Annotated in this window: 19 protein-coding genes; 10 read left to right on the top strand and 9 right to left on the bottom strand. The window is 68.9% G+C overall.

Annotation, left to right across the window (positions count from 1 at the left end):
- The first annotated feature begins 60 nt into the window (after positions 1 to 60).
- From AC0Z36_RS00525 to AC0Z36_RS00540, 4 genes are all read left to right on the top strand, one after another.
- Positions 61 to 1,212, top strand: coding sequence for a LolA family protein (locus AC0Z36_RS00525; RefSeq protein ID WP_485460575.1), 1,152 nt, complete (start codon positions 61 to 63; stop codon positions 1,210 to 1,212).
- Entirely contained in the window at positions 1,209 to 2,285 is a 1,077-nt protein-coding gene (locus AC0Z36_RS00530; protein WP_485460576.1) for an ABC transporter ATP-binding protein, read from the top strand. Before AC0Z36_RS00525 ends, AC0Z36_RS00530 begins: the two co-directional genes overlap by 4 nt.
- Positions 2,269 to 3,219: an ABC transporter permease gene (locus AC0Z36_RS00535; RefSeq protein ID WP_485460577.1), complete on the top strand. Its 951-nt coding sequence runs from the start codon at positions 2,269 to 2,271 to the stop codon at positions 3,217 to 3,219. Before AC0Z36_RS00530 ends, AC0Z36_RS00535 begins: the two co-directional genes overlap by 17 nt.
- A gap of 164 nt (positions 3,220 to 3,383) precedes the next feature.
- Positions 3,384 to 3,878 (top strand): hypothetical protein, encoded by a 495-nt coding sequence (locus AC0Z36_RS00540; protein WP_485460578.1) that lies wholly within the window; start codon positions 3,384 to 3,386, stop codon positions 3,876 to 3,878.
- A gap of 97 nt (positions 3,879 to 3,975) precedes the next feature.
- Here the strand turns inward: AC0Z36_RS00540 and AC0Z36_RS00545 are convergent, their stop codons facing one another.
- From AC0Z36_RS00545 to AC0Z36_RS00580, 8 genes are all read right to left on the bottom strand, one after another.
- Positions 3,976 to 4,761 (bottom strand): ANTAR domain-containing protein, encoded by a 786-nt coding sequence (locus AC0Z36_RS00545; protein WP_485460579.1) that lies wholly within the window; start codon positions 4,759 to 4,761, stop codon positions 3,976 to 3,978.
- Between the two features lie 191 nt (positions 4,762 to 4,952).
- A complete protein-coding gene (locus AC0Z36_RS00550) occupies positions 4,953 to 5,948 on the bottom strand; it encodes a 2-oxoacid:ferredoxin oxidoreductase subunit beta (RefSeq protein ID WP_485460668.1) in 996 nt (331 codons plus the stop codon).
- A gap of 79 nt (positions 5,949 to 6,027) precedes the next feature.
- Positions 6,028 to 7,899 carry a 2-oxoacid:acceptor oxidoreductase subunit alpha gene (locus AC0Z36_RS00555; protein ID WP_485460580.1) on the bottom strand — a complete coding sequence of 624 codons (1,872 nt, stop codon included), beginning with the start codon at positions 7,897 to 7,899 and terminating at the stop codon, positions 6,028 to 6,030.
- A gap of 425 nt (positions 7,900 to 8,324) precedes the next feature.
- Complete coding sequence (locus AC0Z36_RS00560; protein WP_485460581.1) at positions 8,325 to 8,969, bottom strand: response regulator transcription factor; 645 nt, start codon at positions 8,967 to 8,969, stop codon at positions 8,325 to 8,327.
- 586 nt (positions 8,970 to 9,555) lie between these two features.
- A complete protein-coding gene (locus tag AC0Z36_RS00565; protein ID WP_485460582.1) occupies positions 9,556 to 10,767 on the bottom strand; it encodes an ABC transporter permease in 1,212 nt (403 codons plus the stop codon).
- Complete coding sequence (locus tag AC0Z36_RS00570; RefSeq protein WP_485460583.1) at positions 10,764 to 11,543, bottom strand: ABC transporter ATP-binding protein; 780 nt, start codon at positions 11,541 to 11,543, stop codon at positions 10,764 to 10,766. The genes AC0Z36_RS00565 and AC0Z36_RS00570 overlap by 4 nt, the downstream gene beginning before the upstream one ends.
- Positions 11,540 to 12,607 (bottom strand): peptidoglycan-binding protein, encoded by a 1,068-nt coding sequence (locus AC0Z36_RS00575; protein WP_485460584.1) that lies wholly within the window; start codon positions 12,605 to 12,607, stop codon positions 11,540 to 11,542. Before AC0Z36_RS00575 ends, AC0Z36_RS00570 begins: the two co-directional genes overlap by 4 nt.
- Positions 12,604 to 13,146 (bottom strand): hypothetical protein, encoded by a 543-nt coding sequence (locus AC0Z36_RS00580; protein ID WP_485460585.1) that lies wholly within the window; start codon positions 13,144 to 13,146, stop codon positions 12,604 to 12,606. The genes AC0Z36_RS00575 and AC0Z36_RS00580 overlap by 4 nt, the downstream gene beginning before the upstream one ends.
- Positions 13,147 to 13,257: 111 nt before the next feature.
- On the opposite strand from AC0Z36_RS00580, the gene AC0Z36_RS00585 reads away from it, so the two are divergent.
- Positions 13,258 to 13,923 (top strand): response regulator transcription factor, encoded by a 666-nt coding sequence (locus AC0Z36_RS00585; RefSeq protein ID WP_485460586.1) that lies wholly within the window; start codon positions 13,258 to 13,260, stop codon positions 13,921 to 13,923.
- Positions 13,920 to 15,098: a sensor histidine kinase gene (locus tag AC0Z36_RS00590; RefSeq protein ID WP_485460587.1), complete on the top strand. Its 1,179-nt coding sequence runs from the start codon at positions 13,920 to 13,922 to the stop codon at positions 15,096 to 15,098. Before AC0Z36_RS00585 ends, AC0Z36_RS00590 begins: the two co-directional genes overlap by 4 nt.
- A gap of 59 nt (positions 15,099 to 15,157) precedes the next feature.
- On the opposite strand, the gene AC0Z36_RS00595 is transcribed toward AC0Z36_RS00590, so the two are convergent.
- Complete coding sequence (locus AC0Z36_RS00595) at positions 15,158 to 16,456, bottom strand: sensor histidine kinase (RefSeq protein WP_485460588.1); 1,299 nt, start codon at positions 16,454 to 16,456, stop codon at positions 15,158 to 15,160.
- Positions 16,457 to 16,630: 174 nt separating this feature from the next.
- On the opposite strand from AC0Z36_RS00595, the gene AC0Z36_RS00600 reads away from it, so the two are divergent.
- From AC0Z36_RS00600 to AC0Z36_RS00615, 4 genes are all read left to right on the top strand, one after another.
- Positions 16,631 to 17,008 (top strand): NADH-quinone oxidoreductase subunit A, encoded by a 378-nt coding sequence (locus tag AC0Z36_RS00600; protein ID WP_485460589.1) that lies wholly within the window; start codon positions 16,631 to 16,633, stop codon positions 17,006 to 17,008.
- On the top strand, positions 16,999 to 17,610 hold the full coding sequence (locus AC0Z36_RS00605) for an NADH-quinone oxidoreductase subunit B (protein WP_485460590.1): 612 nt from the start codon (positions 16,999 to 17,001) through the stop codon (positions 17,608 to 17,610). Before AC0Z36_RS00600 ends, AC0Z36_RS00605 begins: the two co-directional genes overlap by 10 nt.
- A complete protein-coding gene (locus AC0Z36_RS00610; protein WP_485460591.1) occupies positions 17,607 to 18,356 on the top strand; it encodes an NADH-quinone oxidoreductase subunit C in 750 nt (249 codons plus the stop codon). Before AC0Z36_RS00605 ends, AC0Z36_RS00610 begins: the two co-directional genes overlap by 4 nt.
- A 113-nt stretch (positions 18,357 to 18,469) precedes the next feature.
- Positions 18,470 to 19,429, top strand: a complete 960-nt coding sequence (locus AC0Z36_RS00615) for a complex I subunit 1/NuoH family protein (RefSeq protein ID WP_485460592.1) — start codon at positions 18,470 to 18,472, stop codon at positions 19,427 to 19,429.
- Positions 19,430 to 19,536 lie beyond the last annotated feature (107 nt).

Here is a 19,536-nt window from a genome sequence, read left to right on the forward strand (position 1 = left end):
AACCGGACGAACCCCGCAGGACGGTCTCCGCGCAGGAGTAGCCAGGGAGGGACCAATCCCATGTCCGAGCAGCAGGTACGACACCGCCGAACCGCCTGGCGGCTCGCGGTGCCCGTCGGGGTCGCCGCGGTGTGCGTCGCGGGGATCGCGTACGGGCCGAGCGCCTTCGCCGACGACAACGGCGCCGATCCGGCGCTTCCCCAGCTCACCGCGGAGCAGGTCATCGCCAAGGTGGTGGGTTCGAACACGCAGGCGCTGAGCGGTGATGTGCAGGTCAGCACTGATCTGGGCCTGCCCGCCATGCCCGGCCGTGGCGGGGTCGACCCGTCCGCGCTGATCAGCGGCACCCACGAGCTGCACGTCGCGGTCGACGGGCCCGACCGGCAGCGTGTCGGAATCACCGGCGACCTCGCCGAGTTCACCCTCATCCACAACGGCAACGAGGTGTGGACGTACGACAGCAGGAACCACACGTACTCCCACAGGAGTACGACCGGGGTCGCGGAGAAGGCCGGTGTCCTGCCGGAGATCCCGAAGGTTCCCCAGGACGCCGCGAAGAAGCTCCTCGACCTGGCCGGACCGAGCAGCGACGTGTCGGTGTCCGGAACGTCCAAGGTCGCCGGGCGTGACACGTACAACCTGACGGTCAAGCCCAAGCAGGCCGGTTCGCTGATCGGCAGCGCGACGATCAACGTCGACGCGACGACGGGCGTGCCGCTCAAGGTCACGGTCAACACTGCAAAGGGCGGAAAGCCCGCTGTGGACATCGGTTTCACCAAGGTGTCCTTCGACAAGCCGGCCGCCGACCGGTTCACCTTCACCCCGCCGCCGGGCGCGAAGGAGAAGAAGGTGGAGGCGCCCAAGGACTCGCCCGGGAAGGCCGGCGGGGTTCCGTCGGTGCTGCCGGACATGAAGGACTGGGCGTCCAAGGGCATGCCCAAGATGCACGGTGGGGGCTGGGCCACAGTGGTCGAACTCCCCGCCGGAGCCCTGCCCAAAGCCGGAATCCCGGGCGTCGGCAACATTGACGGCAAACACGGCGGCAAGGGGGCCGACCCCATGTCGACGTTGCTGAACAAGGCCGGCACGCAGGTGGACGGCGGCAGGCTGTTCACCACCCGCCTGGTGTCCGTGCTGCTCACCGACGACGGCCGGGTCCTGGCCGGCGCCGTCGACGGCGACACCCTGGTGAAGACGGCGGCACAGAAGTGAGTACGTCCACGGCGGTCCGGCCGCCGCTCACCGAGACGACCGGCGACGCCGCCGTCGTCACCCGGGGTCTGACCAAGCGCTACGGCCGGCCCCGGCTTTTGTCGGCGAGGCCGGGCGCTGCCGCTGACACAGTGAAGCGGAGTCAGGAGCAGCCTGACGTCCGGCTTCGAGCCGGCCGACAGTACAGCCGGGCCGCCGTGGACGGCCTCGACCTCACCGTCCCCACCGGCGCGGTGTTCGGCTTCCTCGGCCCCAACGGCTCGGGCAAGACGACGACGATCCGGATGCTCCTCGGCCTGATCCGCCCCACCGCGGGCACCGTCTCCCTGCTCGGCGCGCCGATGCCGCAGTCGGGCAACGCCGTCCTGCCGCGGGTCGGCGCGCTGATCGAAGGCCCCGCTCTGTACGGCTTCCTGACCGGCCGGGAGAACCTGGCCCGGTTCGACTCCGCGGACCGCATGGCCGACCCCGCCACCCGCACGGCCCGCATCGACTACGCGCTGGAGCGTGTGGGTCTGGCCGCCTCCGCGAACCGCAAGGCGCGTACGTACTCCCTCGGCATGAAGCAGCGGCTCGGCCTCGCCGCGGCGCTCCTCCAGCCCCGCGACCTGCTGGTCCTCGACGAGCCGACCAACGGGCTCGACCCGCAGGGCATGCGCGAGATCCGCACGCTGATCAGGTCCCTGGCGGCTGAGGGAACCACGGTGTTCCTGTCCTCGCACCTGCTCGACGAGATCGAACAGGTCTGCACACACGCCGCGATCATGACCCGGGGCCGGCTGGTCGCCCAGGGAACCGTGGAGGAACTCCGCAGCCGTACCCGCGGCCGACTGGTCGTCCAGACCCCCGATCAAAACCGTGCCGTGGAGGTCCTGGCCGCCGCCGGGATAGACGACGTGACCGTCACCGCGGCGGGTGTGGAAGCCGAACTCGGCGACCGCGAGCCGGACAAACTGTGCGCGGCCCTGGTCCGCGCGGATGTCCGGGTACGGTCCTTCACCTTGGTGGGCGCCTCCCTTGAGGACGCGTTCGTCGCCCTGACCGGGGAGGGTTTTGATGTCGACGACTCTTGAGCCCGTCCGGGGGGCGACGTCCGTACCCCCGGCCGGTCACCCGGGCGGTCAGGCCGCCGCCGTGGACGCGCAAGGAAAAGTACGGTCGTCGGGCCTTCAGCTGCCGCGCCTGAACGGACTCCTGGCCAGCGAGCTGCGACTGGTCTTCCGCCGGCCCCGCACGGCCGCGATGCTGGGCTTCCTGGCGCTGGTCCCGGTCCTCATCGGCGTGGCCCTGCGGTATTTCACCGACAGCTCCAACAACGGCTCCGGCGACGGCGGCGCGATGCAGTTCATCGGCCAGATCACCGGAAACGGCCTGTTCCTGGTGTTCACCTCGCTGGCCGTCACCCTGCCCTTCTTCCTGCCGATGACCGTAGGTGTGGTGTCCGGCGACGCGATCGCCGGGGAGGCCAGCAGTGGCACCCTGCGCTACCTCCTGGTCGCCCCCGCCGGGCGGATCCGGCTGCTCACGGTCAAGCTCGCGGCCGTTGTGGCCTTCTGCTTCGCGGCCACGCTGACAGTCGCGCTGTCCGGCCTGGCCGTCGGCGCGGCCCTGTTCCCGATGGGGCGGGTCCCCCTCCTGTCCGGCGACACCATCGGCCTGCCCGAGGCTTTCATCCGGACCCTGCTGATCGCCCTGTGCGTGGCGGCGTCCCTGCTCGGTCTCGCCGCGATCGGGCTTTTTGTCTCCACAGTCACCACCGTCCCGGTGGCGGCGATGGCGGTCACCGTCGGCCTGGTGATCGCCTCGGCGATCATCGAGTCGATCCCGCAGCTCAGCGGCATCCAGCCGTGGCTGTTCTCGCACCACTGGCTGTCGTTCGGCGACCTGCTCCGCGATCCCGTGCCGACGGGCGGCATCCTGAAGAACCTCGCTGTGCAGGCCGCCTACGCAGCGGTGTTCCTGTCGGCGGCCTGGTCCCGGATGGCCGACCGGGACGTGACCTGCTGAGCCAGGGCCCGCAGGCGTGATTCTTTTGCTGGAAAGGGGACACGCAGGCCGGAAGTGGTTCTATCCTGAGGGCGGTTGGACAGTCAGCCACCCCCGGACGCCTCGCGCACATCCAGTGCCGGCGCCCGGTGCCGAGACGCCCGCACTCAGCCTCAGGTGTGGCCATGACTGTGATCCCCTTCCCTTCCCGATCGTTCGACGCCCCGCGGCCCGCGGGCGCCCCAGTCGACCCGTCGGTTCTCCTGTCCGCCGTCGCCGAACTGGCGCTCGCCGACATCAGCGACGCGTGCGACGCGACCGTAGCCGCGTGGGACCGTGACGACCGCTGCGTGGAGATCTCCACCGGCCTCGACTTGCGGGCGATGTTCAACGCCCAACTACAGGACCACAACGGGCCGGTGGGTGAGGTGCTGCGCAACGACACCGTGATCGAATGCCCCGACCTGGACTGTGAACCCCGCTGGCGGACGACGGTGCGTCGACTCCGGAACGCGGGGGTGCGCAGTTGTGCTGTCGCGGTCGTCCGAAAGGGCGGGATGACCTACGTGATCGTGCTGTACGGCGCGTGTCCCGGGCGGCTGTGCCCGGGTACGCCGCTGGACCGGCGGCTGACGGAGTGGATCGGTATCGCACGCAGCCGGGAGATCGCGCTGGTCTGACGGGCAACGGCGAAAGACTCCAGGCCGGGCTGCACGAGAGGCCGCCCGGCCTGGAGTCTTCAGTGAGACGGACAGCGCACCGGACAGTGCGCCGGGCTCAGCGCCCCAGTTGCCGTTCCACGTTGACCACCAGGTTGCGGGCGACCTCCGCGAGCTTGATGTTGTTGTGCTGTGAGGCCTTCCGCAGGGTGGCGAAGGCGTCCTGTGACGTGATCTTGCGCTGGGCCATGAGGATGCCCATCGCCTGGCCGATCAGCCCGTGCGTGCCGAGGGCCCCTTCCAGGTCGACGAGTTTGCCGTGGGTCTGCTGGGCTTCCATCTCGGCGGCCAGTCGTTCCTCCTGCTCGGTGGCCACGGAAACCCGGGCGGCCAGCCGGAGTTCGAACTCGCGCACGACGAGAGCGGCGAGGGCGTCGAGCAGGTCGGTCTGCTCCTTCGAGGTCTCCCGCGGTTCGGTGTCGAACACGGCGAGTGTGCCGACGTTGTGCCCGTCGGCGGTGCGCAGCGGTGTCCCGGCGTAGAAACGCAGGCCGAACTCCCCGGCCACCAGCGGGTTGACGCAGGCGAGGGGGTCGAGCCTGGCGTCTTCGAACAGGATCGGATTGCCGGACTCGACCACCGCGTGGCACAGCCCGGGGGCGATGGGGATGCTCTCCAGGTCCACGCCGTGCCGGCCGTGGAACCAGATGTTGTCCTCGTCGATGACGGTGACGACGGAGTAGGGCACGGTGAACAGCCGGGAGGCCAGGGCCGCGACCTCGTGGTAGCAGTCCGGCGGGACTTCGAGGACCTCCCAGCGCCGGATCGCCTCGGCGCGGGCTGCCGCCCGTGAATCCTGGGCACGATCTGTGGTGACGGTTTCGGCTGCGTGGTTTTCAGACACGGATTCCTCCCCAGGGAACAGCGGTCGGAGCCGGTTCAGAATCTGCGCTTGCCGGACTCCGGTCACGACACTACGCGCACGCGCGGATGCGGACAGGTGCCTGGGGGAAATCCGTACCCGAAATGCTGGAAGGCCCCGCGGACTGTGCTGGTCAGCACAGTCCGCGGGGCCTCCGCCGACGACTTCGTCTTCTAGCCGATGGTCCAGTTGTCGTTGCCCGCGAGGAGCCCGGCGAGGTCGCCGGGGCCCTGCTGTTCCAGGGCGAGGTCCATCTGGTCGGCCATCAGGGTGTCGTACACGGCCCGCTTGACGTCGCGGAAGACGCCGATCGGAGTGTGGGTGTTCGACGTGAGGTCGCCGACCCGGGACAGCGCGAACGCCAGCTCCGGGTTCTCCGCGTGGGCGTCGTGGATGACCAGGGCGTCCTCGCCGACCGTCGCGACCTCGGCCACGTCCAGGGAGCCGGAGGCGCCCCGTACGACACCGAACTGGCCTTCGGACCCGAAGCGGATCGGCTGCCCGTGCTCCAGCCGGATGGTGACGTTGTCCCGGGTGTCCGGGTTCTTCAGCGGCTCGAACGCGTCATCGTTGAAGATGTTGCAGTTCTGGTAGATCTCCACCAGTGCGGTGCCTTCGTGCTCGGCAGCCGCCCGGAGCACGCTGGTGAGGTGCTTGCGGTCCGAGTCGAGCGTACGGGCGACAAACGTCGCCTCCGCGCCGATCGCCAGCGACACCGGGTTGAACGGGTGGTCGAGCGAGCCCATGGGCGTGGACTTCGTGACCTTGCCGGTCTCCGACGTAGGGGAGTACTGACCCTTCGTCAGGCCGTAGATCCGGTTGTTGAACAGCAGGATCTTCAGGTTGACGTTGCGCCGCAGCGCGTGGATCAGGTGGTTGCCGCCGATGGAGAGCGCGTCGCCGTCACCGGTGACGACCCACACCGAAAGATCACGCCGCGACGAGGCCAGGCCGGTCGCGATCGTCGGGGCCCGCCCGTGGATCGAGTGCATGCCGTAGGTGTTCATGTAGTACGGGAAACGGCTGGAGCAGCCGATCCCGGACACCCAGACGACATTTTCCTTCTTCAGCCCGAGCTCGGGCATGAAGCCCTGGACCGCGGCGAGGATCGCGTAGTCACCGCAACCCGGGCACCAGCGGACCTCCTGGTCGGACTTGAAGTCCTTCATCGTCTGCTTGGTGTCCGTCTTGGGCACCAGGGACAGCGATGCGAAACCGCGCGGGCCGAGGCCCTCCGCAACGACTGCTTCAGACACCGTCGATCACTCCCTGAATCACGGCGGCCAGCTCCTCGGACTTGAACGGCAGACCGCGGACCTGGTTGTACGGCATGGCGTCGACGAGGTACTTGCCGCGGAGCAGCAGGGCCAACTGGCCCAGGTTCATCTCCGGGACGATGACTCTGTCGTACGCCTTCAACACCTCGGCCGTGTTGGCCGGGAAGGGGTTGAGGTGGCGCAGGTGCGCCTGGGCGACCCGGCCGCCACCGGCGCGGACCCGGCGGATACCGGCGGCGATCGGCCCGTAGGTCGAACCCCAGCCGATGACCAGGACCTTGGCGTCGCCGGTCGGGTCGTCGACCTCCAGCGGCTTGATGTCTTTGGCGATCCCGTCGACCTTGGCCTGGCGGGTGCGCACCATGAAGTCGTGGTTGTCCGGGTCGTACGAGATGTTGCCCGTACCGTCGGCCTTCTCGATGCCGCCGAGGCGGTGTTCGAGACCGGGCGTGCCCGGGACGGCCCACGGACGCGCGAGCGTCTCGGGGTCGCGCTTGTACGGCCAGAAGACCTTGCTGCCGTCCTCGAGCTCATGGTTGGGTTCGGTCGCGAACGCGACCTTGAGGTCGGGCAGTTCGTCGACGTCCGGGACCTTCCACGGCTCGGAGCCGTTGGCGAGGTAGCCGTCGGAGAGCAGGAAGACCGGCGTACGGTACTTCAGTGCGATCCGGGCCGCTTCGATGGCCGCGTCGAAGCACTCGCCGGCGGTGGCCGGGGCCACGATCGGCACCGGGGCCTCGCCGTTGCGCCCGAACATGGCCTGCAGCAGGTCGGACTGCTCGGTCTTGGTCGGCAGGCCGGTGGACGGGCCGCCGCGCTGGATGTCCACGATGAGCAGCGGCAGTTCCATGGACACGGCCAGGCCGATGGCCTCGGACTTCAGGGCCACACCCGGCCCGGACGTGGTGGTCACGCCCAGCGCGCCGCCGAAGGACGCGCCCAGGGCCGCGCCGATGCCGGAGATCTCGTCCTCGGCCTGGAACGTGCGCACGCCGAAGTTCTTGTGCTTCGACAGCTCGTGGAGGATGTCCGAGGCCGGGGTGATCGGGTACGAGCCGAGGTAGACCGGCAGGCCCGACAGCTGTCCGGCGGCCACCAGGCCGTAGGACAGGGCGAGGTTGCCGCTCATGTTCCGGTAGGTGCCGGACTCCTGCTTGGCCGGCGCGACCTCGTACGAGATCACGAAGTCCTCGGTCGTCTCACCGAAGTTCCAGCCGGCCCGGAAGGCCGTCACGTTGGCTTCGGCGATGACCGGGAGCTTGGCGAACTTCTTCCGCAGGAACGCGACGGTCGACTCGGTCGGCCGGTGGTACAGCCAGGAGAGCAGGCCGAGGGCGAACATGTTCTTCGCCCGCTCGGCGTCCTTCTTCGAGATCGCGAACTCGGAGAGGGAGCCGACGGTCAGCGTCGTCAGCGGGATGGCGTGGACGCTGTACGCGTCCAGGGAGCCGTCCTCGATGGGGTTGGCGCTGTAGCCGACCTTGGCGAGCGCGCGCTTGGAGAACTCGTCGGTGTTGACGATGATCTCCGCGCCGCGCGGGAGGTCGTGGATGTTGGCTTTCAGCGCAGCGGGGTTCATCGCCACCAGCACCGTCGGGGCGTCGCCCGGGGTGAGGATGTCGTGGTCGGCGAAGTGCAGCTGGAAGCTGGAGACACCCGGCAGCGTGCCTGCTGGCGCCCGGATCTCCGCGGGGAAGTTCGGCAGGGTGGACAGGTCGTTGCCGAACGACGCCGTCTCGGAGGTGAAACGGTCGCCGGTCAACTGCATACCGTCACCTGAGTCACCCGCGAAGCGGATGATCACGCGGTCAAGCTGCTTGACCTGCTTGGTCGTCGGTGTCACGACGTCTGGACCTCCTCGGCGCTGCGGCTGTGTATATGGCTCCGCTCGGAGTCGGGCGTTTGAGCGGCCCCGACTCCGCTTCGCTCCGTCGGGTCCGGCGCCCGACTTCGCGGAGAAAAGCTGGCCGACCGCGCCCCGCGCGGATGTCGCGTCACTTCTTGCCCCCTGGGGGATGCGCCTGCCGCGTTGGCGCATCGAAGTAACAGGGGGAACAGCAGTTGCATCGTACGGCGGAACTAAGGGGAGCCTGACCGCGCCCCAGGGTGTCGCTGTGGCCTGGAGATGCCCCCGGGCCGGGCCCGGTCGGGATGACATGTCATGCCATATCCGGACCGGTGTACCCGGACGGGGGATTCTTACAGTCGTGTCAGTCCCGTCCGGACGCCAAAATGCTTGCATGTGTCTAGTAATTCATCGTCATCGTGTCAGGATCCGAGATACGCGAGTACCGCCAGCACTCTTCTGTGATCGGTCTCACTGGGTGGCATGCGCAGCTTGCTGAAGATGTTGCTGACATGTTTCTCAACTGCTCCGTCGGAGACGACCAGGGCCTGCGCGATGGCCGCATTGGTACGCCCTTCGGCCATCAGGCCCAGAACCTCCCGCTCCCGTGGGGTCAGCGCCGTCAGCACGTGGTGCTTGCGGCTGCGGCCCAACAACTGGGAGACGACCTCCGGATCCAGCGCGGTTCCGCCCCCGGCGACCCGGACCACCGCGGCGACGAAGTCCCCGATGTCCGCTACCCGGTCCTTCAGCAGGTAGCCGACCCCGCTGGTGTTCCCGGCGAGCAGCTCGGTGGCGTACTCCTCCTCGACGTACTGCGACAGCACCAGCACCCCGATCTCAGGCAGCTCGGTGCGCATCCGCACGGCGGCCCGGATGCCCTCGTCGGTGAACGTCGGCGGCATCCGCACATCCACCACGCAGACGTCCGGCCGCAGCTCCGCGGCCTTGACCAGCAGCTGCTCGGCGTCATCGACGGCGGCCACTACTTCGTGCCCCCGGTCCACCAGCAACCGGGCGATGCCGTCCCGTAGGAGGACCGAGTCCTCCGCGATCACCACGCGCACGCTGTGCCGCCCTCTCCGTTCAGCGGGGAGCCCCGTGTTCCCCGCGGGGGACAGTCTTGCTGATGGGGGCGGGGTGGGGTGACCGTAGTGGTGGGCGCGGCTCTGGCAGCAGGACTCATCGCGACGGCACCGGCCTACGCGACTGACTGGTCCAGGGTGCGGCAACTCATCGCACTGGGTGATGTGGACGGGGACAGTCGTGTCGACCTGTGGACGCAGGGTGCCGACGGGAAGTTGCTGCTGCACCGGGGAGTGAAGGCCGCCGACGGCACGCTCTCACTGGGGTTCCCCCGAAAGTGTTCGGTTTGCTTCAAACGAGCTGAACCGAACGCTTTCCGCGAGGGATGGGGAGATTTGCCACTCATCCGGGTGATCTGAAAAACGGTGTGCCCGACTCTGGTCGGCAGACAACCTTGGCGCAGTTGAACTCAAGATTCCCGTGTAGGTGAGAGCCTGAAAACAGCCCCTGACCTACACGGGAATCGTGAAAACCCGCGAAGTGGCGCTCAACCCGCCACGCAGCCTGCAACGCAGCCCGTCACGCAGCCTGCAACGCAGCCCGTCACGCAGCCTGCAACGCAGCCCGTCACGCAGCCTGCAACGCCACCGTCGGCGACAGCCGCGCCGCCCGCACCGCCGGGTAGATCCCCGCGACCGTGCCGATGACCAGCGTCGCGCCCAGGCCACCGGCCACCGCCCAGCCGGGGATCACCGCCGGCATCCCGTTCGCGGCCGCGTACGCGGCCGTGCCCGCCGCGCCCAGAGCCACCCCGGCGATGCCGCCCAGGCAGGACAGCAGCAGAGACTCGGTGACGAACTGGATCCGCACCTGGCCGCGGGTCGCGCCCAGGGAGCGGCGCAGGCCGATCTCGCTGCGGCGCTCAAGGACCGAGATGATCATCGTGTTGGCGACTCCCACACCACCGACGAGCAATGCCACCCCGCCCAGGCCGAGCAGCAGCGTCGAGAACGCGCCCTCCGTCGCGGCCTTGGCCTGCAACGCCTGCGACGGGTTGGTGACCTGGACGTTCTGCGGCTCCTTGGGGTCCACCGTCCGCGGCAACAGCTTCAGTACGTCATGCACCGAAGCGTCGGTGGACCGTTCGTACACCGCCGTCGGGTGGCCGTCGAAGGCCAGGAACTCCTTGGCCGCGTCCCAGCCGATCAGCGCGGAGCGCTCGACTTCCGGGGACAGCGGCAAGTCGTCGAGGATGCCGACCACGGTGAAGTACCGGTCGCCGATGAACACTTGCTGCCCGGGCGCGGTGATGCCCAGGCGCTGCGCGGCCACCGGGCCGAGCACCACCGAGGGATAGCGGCCGGTCGCGTTGTTGAGCCAGCTGCCGCTGAGCATCCTCCCGCGGAGCGTGCCGAGCAGGTCCCCGGTGACGGCGCGGACGCCGATCCCGCCGGTCTGGTCCTTGGAGATCTTCTCCGTACGCCGGACCGACGCTTCCACGTCCCCGGTCGCGACCACGTGTTCGACGCCGTCGATCCGGCCGACCATGCCGACCGACTCCTCGGGAAGCTTGGCCTTGCCGCCGGTGAACATCGACTGTCCCGGTTTCACGACCAGCATGTTGGTGCCGAGCTTGTCCAGGTGTTGCAGTAGATCGGCTTTGCCGGAGGCGGAGACGCCCACCACGGCGATCATGGTGGCGATCCCGATGGCGATGCCGAGTGCGGAGAGCACGACGCGCATCGGGCGGCTGCGCATGCCCGCCGAGCCGGCCCGCAGGACGTCGCCGAACCGCAGCCGGGACGGGCGCAGGCGGGATGAGGTCAACGCGTGCTTCATGCCGCGACCTCCGCTGACGAGTCCGGTGTTGAGTGCGCTGACGAGCCCGGTGTTGAGTCCCGTGTCGAGTCCCGTGTCGAGTCCCGCAGGATCAACCCGTCGCGCACCCGCACCCGGCGGGGCAGCGAAGCGGCGATCTCCTGGTCGTGGGTGATCACGGCGACGGTGGTGCCTGCGGCGTTGAGTTCACGCAGCAGGTCCATGACGGCCATCCCGGACTTCGTGTCCAGCGCGCCGGTCGGCTCGTCGGCGAGCAGCAGGTCCGGATCGCCGGCCACCGCGCGGGCGATGGCAACCCGTTGCTTCTGACCGCCGGACAGCTCGTGCGGCTTGTGCCGCAGCCGGTCGCCGAGACCGACCCGGTCCAATGCCGTACGGGCCGCGGCGCGGCGTTCGCGCACCGAACGGCCGGTGTAGAGCAGCCCGTCCGCGACGTTGTCCAACGCCGAGACCCCGGCGGCGAGGTGGAAGGACTGGAACACAAAACCGAGGTGCCGGGCACGCAGCGCCGACAGCGCGCGGTCTTTGAGCGCGCTGACGTCGTGGCCGGCGATCCGTACCGTCCCCGCCGACGGGCGGTCCAGCGTGCCGATGATGTTCAGCAGCGTCGACTTGCCGGACCCGGACGGGCCGACGATGGCGAGCAACTCGCCGCGGGCGATGGTCAGATCGACACCGGCGAGAGCCGCCACCCCGCCCGGATAGTCCTTCCGTACGCCGGTCAACTCGACGACGTTCACCTCGGCCGGAGCGTCGGCCGGCATGTCGGCACTCATGGTGAAGGCACCCCGACCTGCATGCCCGCGGTCAGGCCCGCGCCGGAGACTTCGACCCTGCCCTTGCCGAACAGGCCCAGTTCCACCGGGACATCGCGGGCTAGACCGTTCTCGACGACCTGGACGGCGAAGCCGCCCTGCGGGCGGGCGAGCAGCGCTCCGACGGGCACGGACAGCACACCCTTGCGGGTCTGCCCGATCAGCTTGACCGAGACCGGCGACTGGTCCGGGACACTCGCAGCCTTGGCCTTGTCGTCCAGCTCGACGACCGCTTCGACCTTGGATTCGCCGCCGGGCCGGTCGGGGTCCGGTGCTGCGGCGACGTTGCCGACGGACAGCACCGTGCCGGTCGCCGTGCCACCCCCTGGGAGGTCCACGGTCACCTTGGTGCCGGGCTGCGCGAGCCTCTGCTGCTCGGTCTTGAGCTTGACCGTGACGATCCGCTCGGCGGAGGTGACCGTGTAGACGGGCTTCCCGGGAGCGGCCTGGTCGCTGACTTTGGAGTCCTGCGTCTTTATCCGTACGGGACCGGGCTCGAACGCGATGTCCTCCTGGCCGACCGTGCCGGTCTGCTCCTGCTTGTGGGCCTTCTGCCAGCGTTTGACCGCGTCGGCCGTGCCCGAGGTGAAGGTGTCGTCCACCTTGAGGCCGTCGGCGAAGCCCAGCGCCTTGAGGTTCTGCTCCAACTGCTTGACGTCTGCGCCCTTGTCGCCGTCCTTCAGCGGGCGGTACATCGGGACGTCGCCGAACATCAAGCGGACCGTACGGCCGTTGACGTCGTAAAGACGCCCGTCCCGCTCGACGCTCGAACCGCCCGGGGCCACCCAGGTGAAGGTTCCGGCCGCGCCCGCGTTCAGTTTGTGCTCGGCGGCGAAGCCGACCGTGCCGTCCACCGACGTGCTGTCGCTCAGGTCGCCGCGTTGGACAGGCACGGTGGCGGGGAGCAGCCGGGGATTTTTTTGTACGGTCGAGGAGTTGTCATCGGCCATCGCCGTGTAGGCCGCCGAGCCGCCTCCGGCCAGGACCACCGCCACCACAGCGCCGATGAGTGCCTTGCGCTTCATCGCTTGGGCTCGTCGGCGGCGCAGGCCTTGTTCGCGTCATCGAGCTTCTTCTTGCCAGCTTCGTCCTGCGGCATTTGCATCGCCTTGGACATCTTGCTGTCGAAGTCCGGGTCGGGCATGTCGACGCCGTTCGTGCGCATGCACTGCGCGTACTTCAGCGCCTGGTCCTTGAACTCCTGGGTGAGTTCACCGTTGGCGTCGGTGTTGCCCCCGTTGGTGCCGGAGGCCTGTCCACACTTCTTCAACGCCGCGGACATGTCCTCCTGGGACTTGCCACCGCTGTTGAGGGTCAGGCTCCGTTCGTCGGTGCCGGGCTTCGGGTCGGGCATGTCGATACCCTCCCCGCGCATGCACTGCGCCATCTTCAGCGCGCCGTCCATGTTCCTGTCGGTCTGGGACTCCGCCTTGACGTCGGACTTCTTGTCAGCCTTGTTGTCCGAGTCACCGCCGCACGCGGTCAGCGGGAAGGCCAGTGCGGCTACGCCGCAGACGAGGGCGAAAGCGCGCTTACGGAGCAGGATCATGGATTCTCCAGTCATGGGAGGCACGAGGGAACAGCTGGTCCGAACCCTGCCGGGAACCCGTGTTTCGCTTCCCTCTCCGGAACCGCTTAACTTTTCGAAACCCACCAACCGGTACATATGGAACACATGCGTGTACTGGTAGTCGAAGACGAGGCATTCCTCGCCGAACTCATCGCTGACGGGCTGCGCCGCGCGGCCATAGCGGTCGATGTGGCGTCCGACGGCGACGAGGCCCTGCGGAAGATCGAAACGATGGAGTACGACGTACTCGTGCTCGACCGCGACCTGCCCGGGGTGCACGGCGATGAGGTCTGCCGCCGGGTGGTCGCGCGGGGTCTGGTCACCCGGGTGCTGATGCTGACCGCGTCGGGAACGGTGCGCGACCGGGTGGAGGGGCTCGGCCTGGGGGCCGACGACTACCTGACCAAACCGTTCGCGTACGACGAACTCCTGGCCAGGGTGCTGGCCCTGGGGCGCCGCGCCAGGCCGGCGCTGCCGCCCGTCCTCGAACGGGCCGGGATCACCCTGGACACCGCCCGCCGCCAGGCTGGCCGGGACGGCCGGCACCTGCACCTTTCACCCAAGGAGTTCGCCGTACTCGAAGCACTGATGCGCGCCGAGGGCGCGGCCGTCGGCCACGACGACCTCATCGAACAGGTGTGGGAGGAGGGGACGGGCTACCGGACCAATGCCGTACGGGTGACCGTCAGCAAGCTGCGGGGCAAGCTGGGGGAACCACCGGTGGTGGAGACCGTCTCGGGGGCCGGGTACCGGATCACGGGTGCCGCATGAGGCGCATCGGACGGCGGCTCGCCCCACTGAGATTCACCGAACGCACCCGGCTCACCGCGCTGTACGGCGGGCTGCTGCTGCTTGCCGGCGGCGGCCTGATAGCGCTGGTGTACGTGCTCGTCGGGCGGGGGCTGCAACCGCAGCTCGCCAGGTCCATCACCGTCGCCCAGCGCGGACCGGCGCTGCCGGACAGTATGGACTTCCAGTCCAGCCAGACCCTGTCGACGTCACCCGCGGCGCCGATCGCACCGGGCAGCCGTACCTCGATGGCCAAGCTGGTGACGGCCGTCGAGTCGACCACCCTGGAGCGGCTGCTCACCGTCTCGCTGATCGCGCTCGCGGTGTTCGCGGTGCTGTCGGTGGTACTGGCCTACTGGATGGCCGGACGGGTGCTGCGCCCGGTGCACACCATCGCGGCGAGCGCCCGCCGATTGTCCGGGGAGAACCTGCACGAGCGCATCGCGCTCAAAGCCCCGCCCGGCGAGCTGAAGGATCTCGCCGACACCTTCGACGAGATGCTCGACCGCATCCAGGCGCTGGTGGCGGCCCAACAACGGTTCACGGCCAACGCCGCGCACGAACTCCGTACGCCGTTGGCCGTCCAGCGGGCGGCGGTCGAGATCGGCTTGACCGACCCCGATCCCCGCCGGGTCGAACGCACGCGCGTCCAGATGCTGGGCGTGGTCGAACGCAGTGAACAGCTGATCGAAGGTCTGCTGTTGCTGGCCGCCGGTGACCAGGGGCTGGAACGGCGCGAACCCGTACGACTCGACGAAGTAGCCGCGGCGATGGTCGAAAACTGCGACTTCGGGGACCTGACCGTCGAACAGACCCTCGCGCCGCTGACCGTTGCCGGTGACCACGTCCTCCTCGGCCACCTCGTGCGCAACCTGCTCGCCAACGCGGCCGCGTACAACATCGACGGCGGACGGATCGGCGTCACCGTGGACGCCGCGGGGCTGACCGTCACCAACACGGGCCCGGTGGTTCCGGCGGACATCGTGCCACAGCTGTTCGAACCGTTCCGCCGGATGCAGCCGCGTCGGCACGCGCCGGGGGAGGGCACCGGGCTCGGCCTGTCGATCGTCGCCTCGATCGCGCGGGCGCACGGGGGACGGGCAACGGCAACGGCCAACCCGGGGGGCGGGTTGGCCGTACGCGTGGATTTTTCGTGAAATGACGACAGTGGTCGGCCACCTTGTTGAACGCGACCGGGCACTGTTCAGAGTCGGTGTCAGTAAGGCAGTGTCACCGTCATCGTCGTCGGGCCGCCCTCCGGGCTGTCCACCTGCAACGTGCCGTCGACACTCCGGACCCGCTCGGTCAGACCCGCCAGGCCCGAACCCTTGCCGACCGCCGCGCCGCCCCGGCCGTTGTCCGCCACCACGATGAACATGTGCTTCTTCTCAGTCCGCACAGTCACCGACGCCACGTTCGCGCCGCTGTGCTTGGAGATGTTGGTCAGCAGCTCCGAGACGGTGAAGTAGGCCACCGACTCGACCGGGCCGCTCGGCCGCCGGTCCAGCGACACGTCCACGTTGACCGGCACCGTGCAGCGGACCGCGATCGCCGACAGGGCCGCGTCCAGGCCACGGTCCGTCAGGACTGCCGGGTGGATGCCCCGGGCCAGGTCGCGCAGTTCCTGCAGGGCCACCTTCACCTCGGCGTGCGCCTCACCGACCATCCGCTCGGCGGCTGCCGGGTCGGAGGTCATCTTCTCCTTGGCCAGACCGAGGTCCATGGCCAGCGCCACCAGCCGGGCCTGGGCGCCGTCGTGCAGGTCCCGCTCGATCCGGCGCAGGTCGGCCGCGGCGGTGTCCTGTGCCGCGCCACGGCTGACGGTCAGGTCCTCGACCTGCTTGGTCAGGCTGCCCGGACCGAGCAGGGCACGGACCATCGCCTTGTCCACCGCGGCCAGACCGCGGATGACGTACGGGGTGACGAAGAAGACCAGCAGGCCGGCCGCCGCCCGGCCCCAGGACCAGAAGTAGCTGTTCAGCGCGTGACCCAAGACGATCGGGGAGTCTTCCTCTTCGTCCAGGGTGTGGTTGAGGATGTACTGGATCAGCGGGGATCCCATCGCGGCGACCGGCACAGCCCAGAAGCAGACCGTGGTGACAAAGGAGAAGATGCCCCACGGCAGACCGATGATCATGTAGAGCCAGGCCCGCCACCCGGCCTGGTCACCGAGCCGCGACTTGATCCAGCCGCCGAAGCCGCTGCCCCTGCGCACCGCAGGACGGGGATCCTGGACATCCACCCGGAGCAGCCCGCGGGCCCGGCCCCGCTCCATCGCGCCCCAGCCGCGAGCGAACATCAGCAGCCCGGCGAGGATCGGCAGGCCGATCAGGAACACCGCGGTTGTGCCGACACCCAGCACGAAGAACGTGATCGCCAGGATGAAGCCGATCACACCCAGCGGCAGGTTGAGGAACAGGTACAGACTCTCGGCCCACACCCGGGCCTCGAACGGTGCCTTCCAGAACCCGGCACGCGGCCGGGGTGCGGCGGGGAGAAGTGCCGTGTTCGACATGACGGGGACCTCATTCAGGGCGGTTGTGGAGTCTTGGGTCCACTCTGCTGTTCCGCCGCTCAAGATCCCATGAGGCCGGTCGGTGTCTTGGAGGTAGGGCTGTCCCCACCTGCCCCCTAGAACTCCGGCGGCCCCTAGACTTTGGTCCCTGATGCGTAAAAGGCGGGAGTCCGGATGAGCGGGAACGGCTATTTCAGTACGTACGCACTGGTCGGCCTGGTCCTTCTCGTCGGGTGCGCGTTCGTCGCCACGGCGTTCCTGGGCGGCCGGCTGCTGCGCCCGAACGTCCCCACCCGCGAGAAGCTCCTGACGTACGAGTGCGGCGTCGACCCGGTCGGCGAGGGCTGGGCACAGACGCACATCCGGTACTACGTCTACGCCTACCTGTATGTGATCTTCGCGGTGGACGTGATGTTCCTGTTCCCGTGGGCGACGGTGTTCGCCGCCCCCGGCTTCGGCGCGACCACGCTGGTCGAGATGTTCGTGTTCGTCGGCTTCCTGGCGGTCGGACTCCTGTACGCGTGGCGGAAGGGTGTCCTGACATGGACGTAGTTCCAGTGGCCGGAGGGCTGACGGAATCACAGCCGGTCGACCTGCCGATGCCCGGTTTCGGGAATCCCAGGCTCGGTGTGCTCTCGCGACTGGCCCCCGCGCCCATGCGGGTGGTCCTCAACTGGGGCCGCAAGTACAGCCTGTGGGTGTTCAACTTCGGCCTGGCCTGCTGCGCGATCGAGTTCATCGCGTCCTCGATGGCCAAGCACGACTTCATCCGACTGGGCGTCATCCCGTTCGCGCCGGGCCCCCGGCAGGCCGACCTGATGATCGTGTCCGGGACGGTGACGGACAAGATGGCCCCCGCCATCAAGCGCCTGTACGAACAGATGCCCGAGCCGAAGTACGTCATCTCGTTCGGCTCGTGCGCCAACTGCGGCGGCCCCTACTGGGACTCCTACTCGGTGACCAAGGGCGTCGACCAGATCATCCCCGTCGATGTGTACGTGCCCGGCTGTCCGCCCCGGCCCGAGGCGCTGCTCCAGGGCATCCTCAAACTCCAGGACAAGATCGCCGGAGAGTCGCTCGCGACCCGCTACGCCGTACCCGACAAAGCACTGTCCCGGCCACTGGTGGCCCCGCCCTCCGGAGCCGGCGCGTGAAGACCTTCAACCCCGATGACGTACGGAACGCCCTCGGCGGCATGGTCGTGGTCACCGGCGACTCCTACGGCCTGACCACTGTCGATGTGGCCGCCGTGCACTGGGCCGCCGCACTGACCGCCGTACGCGACGGACTCGGCTGCGGCTTCTTCGACTGGCTCACCGGCGTCGACGAGCTCGACCACGGCTTCGCCGTCGTCGTCCACGTCGCCGCACTGCCGGACGTCCGCCGGCTGATGCTCCGTACCAGAATCCCCAAAGCCGACCCGCGACTGGCCTCGGTCGTCGATGTCTACGCCGGGGCCGCCTGGCACGAGCGCGAGACCCACGAGATGTTCGGCATCGGCTTCGACGGGCACCCGGGGCTCGACCCGCTGCTGCTGCCCGACGGTTTCGAGGGACACCCGCTGCGCAAGGACTTCATCCTCGCCGCCCGGGTGGCGAAGGCCTGGCCCGGCGCGAAGGAGCCGGGGGAGTCGTCCGAGAACACACCGGCGACCGGCCGGCGGCGGATGCTGCCGCCCGGCGTCCCGGAACCGGGCACGTGGGGGCCTGACAAGCAGGAACCTGAGGCAGATTCAGCAGGCGGGGAGGGGACGCCCGCCGATCGCCCCGCCCGCGCCGAACGGCCCCGCCGGGCCCGCAGCGTGGCGCAGGGGAGCGCGAGCCAGCAGCCGCAGGCTGATCCGCCGACTGACGCTCCCGCCGCTGGTCCGCCTGCCGGTCCGGCTACCGCGCAGCCTTGATCCTTCCGGGTTGACCGGCCGCCGCACTCGGCCACGCCCCCTCAGTCCCACTACGCTTCGCTCTGCACACTTGTTAAGCAGGAACATCACGTGACCGGAGAGCGAGGCGGGGCATGACCGTGCTTGACGTGTTGCTGCGGCTCGCCCTGGTCCTTGTGGCGTTCCTCGTGCTGCCGCTCGTCATCGGGCAGACAGAACACAAGGTCATGGCCCACATGCAGGCCCGGGTCGGACCGATGTACGCGGGAGCCTTCCACGGCTGGGCCCAGCTCGTCGCGGACGGGGTGAAGTTCGCCCAGAAGGAGGACATCGTCCCCGCCGGGGCGGACAAACGAATCTTCAAGCTCGCACCGGCAGTCGCGCTGATCCCGTACATGGTCGTGCTGATCGCCATCCCCATCGGCCCCGAGGGCATGGTGGGCCGGACGGTCGACGCGGGGATCTTCTTCATCCTGGCGGTCATGGGCGTCGGCGTGCTCGGCACCCTGATGGGCGGCTGGGCCTCGGCGAACAAGTTCTCCCTGCTCGGCGCGCTGCGCACGGCCGCCCAGCTGATGGCGTACGAACTCCCCATGCTGCTCGCGGCGGCCTCCGTCGCGATGGCGGCGGGATCGCTCTCGCTCGTGTCGATCCTCGGCGCGTGGGAGTGGTGGTGGCTGCCGTGGCAGGCGGTCGGCGGCCTCGTGTTCTTCACCGCGGGGCTGGCCGAACTGCAACGCCCGCCGTTCGACATGCCGGTGGCCGACTCCGAGATCATCTTCGGCGCGTACACCGAGTACACCGGGCTGCGGTTCGCGCTGTTCCTGCTGTCGGAGTACGCCGGGATCCTGGTCCTGAGCGCACTGACCGCGGTGATGTTCCTCGGCGGCTGGCACGGCCCGTACGCCGACACACTCGGCTGGCTGTGGATGCTGCTCAAGACCGGGGCGCTGGCGTTCGTCGTGATCTGGCTGCGGGTCAGCTACCCCCGACTGCGCGAGGACCAGCTGATGAAGCTGGCCTGGACCGGTCTGATCCCCCTTGCCCTGGCCCAACTCGTACTCACCGGTGTGGTGAAGGTGGCGATCTCATGAACGATCCCGTTTCCAGTCCTGTCCCCTCCGGCGCTGTCTCCTCCAGCGCTGTCCCCTCCAGGCCCGTCCCCGGCGCCGGGCTGATCAAAGGCTTGGCGACAACGCTC

The organism is Kitasatospora sp. UYEF31, assembly GCF_057291755.1.

Excerpts from the sequence above, each read along its gene's own strand:
- AC0Z36_RS00550 (WP_485460668.1), bottom strand. The coding sequence starts at position 5,948 with ATGAAGGACTTCAAGTCCGACCAGGAGGTCCGCTGGTGCCCGGGTTGC.
- AC0Z36_RS00615 (WP_485460592.1), top strand. The coding sequence starts at position 18,470 with ATGACCGTGCTTGACGTGTTGCTGCGGCTCGCCCTGGTCCTTGTGGCG.
- AC0Z36_RS00575 (WP_485460584.1), bottom strand. The coding sequence starts at position 12,607 with ATGAAGCGCAAGGCACTCATCGGCGCTGTGGTGGCGGTGGTCCTGGCC.
- AC0Z36_RS00570 (WP_485460583.1), bottom strand. The coding sequence starts at position 11,543 with ATGAGTGCCGACATGCCGGCCGACGCTCCGGCCGAGGTGAACGTCGTC.
- AC0Z36_RS00605 (WP_485460590.1), top strand. The coding sequence starts at position 16,999 with ATGGACGTAGTTCCAGTGGCCGGAGGGCTGACGGAATCACAGCCGGTC.
- AC0Z36_RS00590 (WP_485460587.1), top strand. The coding sequence starts at position 13,920 with ATGAGGCGCATCGGACGGCGGCTCGCCCCACTGAGATTCACCGAACGC.
- AC0Z36_RS00535 (WP_485460577.1), top strand. The coding sequence starts at position 2,269 with ATGTCGACGACTCTTGAGCCCGTCCGGGGGGCGACGTCCGTACCCCCG.
- AC0Z36_RS00595 (WP_485460588.1), bottom strand. The coding sequence starts at position 16,456 with ATGTCGAACACGGCACTTCTCCCCGCCGCACCCCGGCCGCGTGCCGGG.
- AC0Z36_RS00585 (WP_485460586.1), top strand. The coding sequence starts at position 13,258 with ATGCGTGTACTGGTAGTCGAAGACGAGGCATTCCTCGCCGAACTCATC.
- AC0Z36_RS00565 (WP_485460582.1), bottom strand. The coding sequence starts at position 10,767 with ATGAAGCACGCGTTGACCTCATCCCGCCTGCGCCCGTCCCGGCTGCGG.
- AC0Z36_RS00600 (WP_485460589.1), top strand. The coding sequence starts at position 16,631 with ATGAGCGGGAACGGCTATTTCAGTACGTACGCACTGGTCGGCCTGGTC.
- AC0Z36_RS00580 (WP_485460585.1), bottom strand. The coding sequence starts at position 13,146 with ATGACTGGAGAATCCATGATCCTGCTCCGTAAGCGCGCTTTCGCCCTC.
- AC0Z36_RS00540 (WP_485460578.1), top strand. The coding sequence starts at position 3,384 with ATGACTGTGATCCCCTTCCCTTCCCGATCGTTCGACGCCCCGCGGCCC.
- AC0Z36_RS00525 (WP_485460575.1), top strand. The coding sequence starts at position 61 with ATGTCCGAGCAGCAGGTACGACACCGCCGAACCGCCTGGCGGCTCGCG.